3 rRNA genes are annotated in these 5,517 nt (G+C 66.5%); all 3 read right to left on the bottom strand.

The annotated features are described in order from the left end of the window. Positions 1-22: 22 nt before the first annotated feature. Positions 23-138, bottom strand: a 5S ribosomal RNA gene (rrf, locus tag B5F70_RS10400). Between the two features lie 164 nt (positions 139-302). Then, positions 303-3,274, bottom strand: a 23S ribosomal RNA gene (locus B5F70_RS10395). Positions 3,275-3,661: 387 nt separating this feature from the next. Then, positions 3,662-5,169 (bottom strand): 16S ribosomal RNA (locus B5F70_RS10390). The 16S, 23S and 5S rRNA genes sit together here, the layout of an rRNA operon. Positions 5,170-5,517 lie beyond the last annotated feature (348 nt).

The raw sequence follows: 5,517 nt of genomic DNA, 5'->3' as shown, positions 1-5,517 counted from the left end.
GGACGGCCCGGTGCCGTCCACCGGTCAGCGGCGCCCTGCTCTCCCACGGGCTCACCCCGCAGTACCATCGGCGCGAGGGGTCTTAGCTTCCGGGTTCGGAACGGGTCCGGGCGTGCCACCCCTGCTCTGGCCGCTGACCGGTGGGCGGCGCCCGCCGGCCCCGGGGGACCGCGTGCCCTGAGGGCCGCACAGCGGAAGGAACCTCGTCTCGGACACGGGAGCGGCTCGTCCTCGCGTGGCGCGTCCCCTCCCGCCCCCTCGGCGGCACCCGGCACGGCGCATGAGCGCCCCGTCGGCGTGCGTGGGGGAAGAGCTCGGGCGATCAGCACCGCTCGGCTGAGGGCCTCGCGACCCTTGCACCTGCGGCCTGTCGACGGGGTGTTCTACCCCGGCCCTTACCGGAAGGAGAACTGATCTCGGGAACGGCTTCCCGCTTAGATGCCTTCAGCGGTTATCCGCGCCGGACGCGGCTACCCGGCCATGCCGTTGGTCGACAACCGGTGCACCGGAGGTCCGTCCACCCCGGTCCTCTCGTACTAGGGGCAGCCTCCCTCGATTCTCCTGCGCCCGCGGGGGATAGGGACCGAACTGTCTCACGACGTTCTGAACCCAGCTCGCGTACCGCTTTAAACGGCGAACAGCCGTACCCTTGGGACCTGCTCCAGCCCCAGGATGCGATGAGCCGACATCGAGGTGCCAAACCTTGCCGTCGATGTGGACTCTTGGGCAAGATCAGCCTGTTATCCCCGGAGTACCTTTTATCCGTTGAGCGACGGCCCGCCCACGCGGAGCCGCCGGATCACTAGAGCCTGCTTTCGCACCTGCTCGACTCGTGGGTCTCGCAGTCAAGCCCGCTTGTACTCTTGCATTCAAAAGGACGGTTGCCGACCGTCCCGAGCGGACCTTCGCGCGCCTCCGTTACCCTTTGGGAGGCGACCGCCCCAGTCAAACTGCCCGCCTGGCACGGTCCCCCCGCCGGCTCACGGCCGGGGGTTAGGACGCCGCACGGGAGAGGGCGGTATTCCAAGGTCGGCTCCGCCGGGGCTGGCGCCCCGGCATCGCAGCCTCCCGCCTATCCTCTACACTCCCGAGCAGCGGCCAATGCCAAGCTGCAGTGAAGGTTCACGGGGTCTTTCCGTCCTCCCGCGGGTAGGTCGCATCTTCACGACCAGTGCAATTTCACCGGGTCCACGGTCGAGACAGCGCCCAAGTCGTTGCGCCTTTCGTGCAGGTCGGAACTTACCCGACAAGGAATTTCGCTACCTTAGGACCGTTATAGTTACGGCCGCCGTTTACCGGGGCTTGGGTTCGGGGCTTCGCTCGCGCTAACCCCTCCCCGTGACCTTCCGGCACCGGGCAGGCGTCAGACCCTATACGTCGCCTTGCGGCTTCTGCAGAGTCCTGTGTTTTTGGTAAACAGTCGCTTGGGCCTCTTCACTGCGGCCCGCCTCCGCTCCCGGAGCAAGTCCGTTCACGTACGCGCGGGCACCCCTTCTCCCTAGGTTACGGGGCCATTGTGCCGAGTTCCTTGACCATGGTTGACCCGATCGCCTCGGTATGTTCTACCCACCCACCTGTGTCGGTTTGCGGTACGGGCGCGCGATGCACCTTCCTAGCGGTTTTTCTAGGGACCACGGGCTCACTCGCTTCGCTCAGTCGCTTCGTCCGGAGCCTAACCCTCGTGAGGCGGGGACTTCCCTCCGCCTCGGGCCGCGCTCCATCACGGGGACGTCCAGAACCCCGCCGAGCCACCCCCATCCGTCGCCGCATCGGTCAAGCGGTGTCGCGCGGTGCAGGAATGTCTGCCTGCTGCGCTTCGGCTACGCCTGCCGGCCTCGCCTTAGCCCCCGACTGACCCTGGGGGGATTAGCCTCGCCCAGGAAACCTCGGGTTCACGGCGGACGCGTTACCCTCGCGTCTCTCGCTACTCATGCCAGCATCCTCGCTCCCCGGCGGTCCACGGAGGGTCGCCCCTCCGCTTCGCCCCTGCCGGGGACGCTCCCCTACCAGACGGAGCATACGCTCCGAATCCGCCGCTTCGGCTCCAGGTTTAGCCCCGTGTATTGTCGGCGCCCGTCCACTCGGCCAGTGAGCTGTTACGCACTCTTTGAAGGGGTGGCTGCTTCTAAGCCAACCTCCTGGCTGTCTGCGCAGACGGACATCCTTTGCCACTCAACCTGGAATTGGGGGCCTTGGCGGGCGGTCTGGGCTGTTCCCCTCTCGAGCACACAGCTTAGCCCACATGCTCTGACTGCCGGGGTGTGGGCCGCAGGCATTCGGAGTTCGGTCGGGATCGGTAGGCGGCGAAGCCCCCTCACCTGTCCGGTGCTCTACCTCCTGCGGTGAACCCCCGACGCTAGCCCTAAAGCTATTTCGGGGAGAACGAGATATCTCCGGGTTTGATTGGCCTTTCACCCCTATCCCCAGGTCATCGCCGCCGTTTTCAACCGACGTGCGTTCGGCCCTCCACGGGGTCTTACCCCCGCTTCAGCCTGCCCAGGGATAGCTCACCCGGCTTCGCGCCCACGGCGCGGGACTTACCGCCCTGTTCGGACTCGCTTTCGCTGCGGCTCGCTTCCAAGCTTAACCTCGCCCCGCACCGGTGGCTCGCTGGCTCATTCTACAAAAGGCACGCCGTCACAGCATACGCTGCTCCGACTGCTCGCGGGCGCACGGTTTCAGGTGCTGTTTCACTCCCCTCCCGGGGTGCTTTTCACCTTTCCCTCACGGTACTTGTGCGCTATCGGTCGCAGGGGAGTGTTCAGGGTTGGATGGTGGTCCACCCAGCTTCGGACCGGGTACCCCGTGCCCGGCCCTACTCGGGGTGGGAGTCCGGCTCCCGGTCGAGGCTTCGCGTACGGGGCTGTAACCCTCTGCGGCCGGCCGTCCCAGGCCGTTCCGCCCGCCTCGCCGGGGCGCCGCGGGGCCCGGCAGGACCCCGACGCTCCGCCCCGCAACCCCGGTGGCGCGAAGGCTGCCGCCCGCGTGCGCTCACCGGTTTGCCCTAGGCCCCCTTTCGCTCGCCGCTACTCGGGGGATCTCGCTATTGATTTCTCTTCCTCCGGGTACTTAGATGTTTCAGTTCCCCGGGTTGCCCTCCCCCCTCCTATGTGTTCGGAGGGGGGATGACGGCACCTCTGCCGTCGGGTTCTCCCATTCGGGTACCCCGGGATCCGTGGCCGTGTGCGCCTCCCCCGGGACTATCGCGGCTTGCCGCGCCCTTCGTCGTCTCCCTGCGCCAAGGCATCCGCCGTGCGCCCTGCATATCTTGCCCCCGCTCGCCGGCGGGGGCGCCATGCGATTATCCGTGCTTTTCCATGTATGACATGATGGATGTCGCGATCGGGAGCGGTGGAACGCCCCTCGCGGGACGACGCCACTCCAGATTCGTTATATGTCGTTCGTCTCATTCGCTTTCGGATCGGAAAGATCTCTTAAAAGTCAGATGGAGAATCGATTTCGAGAATCGTCTCGTGTCCGTCGGGGGGATGCCCCCCGAACGGTTCCTTCTCGCTATGCGGCTCTCAAGGTACGCGGGGCGAACCCCGGGGACCGGGTACCGCGGGAGGGGCCCCACAGGAGGCACGGGCGGGCTTCGCGCGCCCGGGGCACATCGGAATATGCGTTTCGAAAGTCTTGGCTTCCTAAGGTGTCTCCCTAGAAAGGAGGTGATCCAGCCGCACGTTCCCGTACGGCTACCTTGTTACGACTTCACCCCCCTCGCCCTCCACACCTTCGACGCCTCCCCCCGCGGAGCGGTTGGGCCGGCGGCTTCGGGTGCAGACGACTCGGGTGGTGTGACGGGCGGTGTGTACAAGGCCCGGGAACGCATTCACCGCGGCATGCTGATCCGCGATTACTAGCAACTCCGACTTCACGGGGGCGGGTTGCAGCCCCCGATCCGAACTGGGGCCGGCTTTCGGGATCCGCTCCCCCTCGCGGGGTCGCCTCCCTCTGTACCGGCCATTGTAGCACGTGTGCAGCCCTGCGCATAAGGGGCATGATGACTTGACGTCGTCCCCGCCCTCCTCCGCCTTGGCGGCGGCGGTCCCGCGTGGGTTCCCGGCATCACCCGATGGCAACACGCGGCGGGGGTTGCGCTCGTTGCGGGACTTAACCCAACATCTCACGACACGAGCTGACGACAGCCATGCACCACCTGTGACCGCTCCTCTCGGCCACCGCGTCTCCGCGGCTTCACGGTCATGTCAAGCGCAGGTAAGGTTCTTCGCGTTGCTTCGAATTAAGCCACATGCTCCGCTGCTTGTGCGGGCCCCCGTCAATTCCTTTGAGTTTTAGCCTTGCGGCCGTACTCCCCAGGCGGGACGCTTAATGCGTTGGCTGCGGCACGGGGGGTCCGTCCCCCCACACCTAGCGTCCATCGTTTACGGCTGGGACTACCAGGGTATCTAATCCTGTTCGCTCCCCCAGCTTTCGCGCCTCAGCGTCGGTGCCGGCCCAGAGGGCCGCCTTCGCCACCGGTGTTCCGCCCGATATCTGCGCATTCCACCGCTACACCGGGCGTTCCACCCTCCCCTGCCGGACCCGAGCCGGGCGGTTCGGGGCGCGGGACGGGGTTGAGCCCCGCCATTTGACGCCCCGCCTGCCCGGCCGCCTACGCGCGCTTTACGCCCAATGAATCCGGATAACGCTCGCCCCCTACGTATTACCGCGGCTGCTGGCACGTAGTTAGCCGGGGCTTCTTCTGCAGGTACCGTCTTGACTCGTCCCTGCTGAAAGCGGTTTACGACCCGAAGGCCTCCATCCCGCACGCGGCGTCGCTGCGTCAGGGTTGCCCCCATTGCGCAAGATTCCCCACTGCTGCCTCCCGTAGGAGTCTGGGCCGTGTCTCAGTCCCAATCTGGCCGGTCGGTCTCTCAACCCGGCTACCCGTCGTCGGCACGGTGGGCCGTCACCCCGCCGTCTACCTGATGGGCCGCGGAGCCATCCCCTCCCGTCTGGGCTTTCCCCTCCCCGCCATGCGGCCGGGAGGGGGCATCCGGTATTACCCCGGGTTTCCCCGGGCTATCCCGGGGGAGGGGGCGGGTTCTCCACGTGTTACTCAGCCGTTCGCCACTCGCTTCCGCCCGAAGGCGGGTGCCGTTCGACTTGCATGTGTTAGGCGCGCCGCCAGCGTTCATCCTGAGCCAGGATCGAACTCTCCGTCCAATATGGAACCGGCCATGCGGCCGGTCGCTTCCCTTATCGGGGCGCGGGAGCCCGCCCGGTTCCGGCTGACGCCGAAATCTCGTCGGATCCATCGTTCGCATCGTCGACCTGAGCGGAATAGGGTACCTACCCTACTGCTCTCTCTCATCGTCTCTGGAAGATGGTGTCTTCTCTGTCTCCTGTGGGACACCGGGGCGAATTGCCCCGTGTCCTCCCGCGATATCCGGTTCTCAAGGTGCCCGCCGCGGCCTCCCCCGTGGGGTTCGGCCCGCGCGGCAAGGAGATATATTGCCACCCCGAGGGGCCGGGCGCAAGGGGGAATCCGGCGTCCACGGTTCCTACACAACT

The sequence above is a fragment of the Collinsella sp. An268 genome, assembly GCF_002159765.1.
GTDB lineage: Bacteria > Actinomycetota > Coriobacteriia > Coriobacteriales > Coriobacteriaceae > Coprousia.
This window is presented reverse-complemented; position numbering and strand designations above follow the sequence as displayed.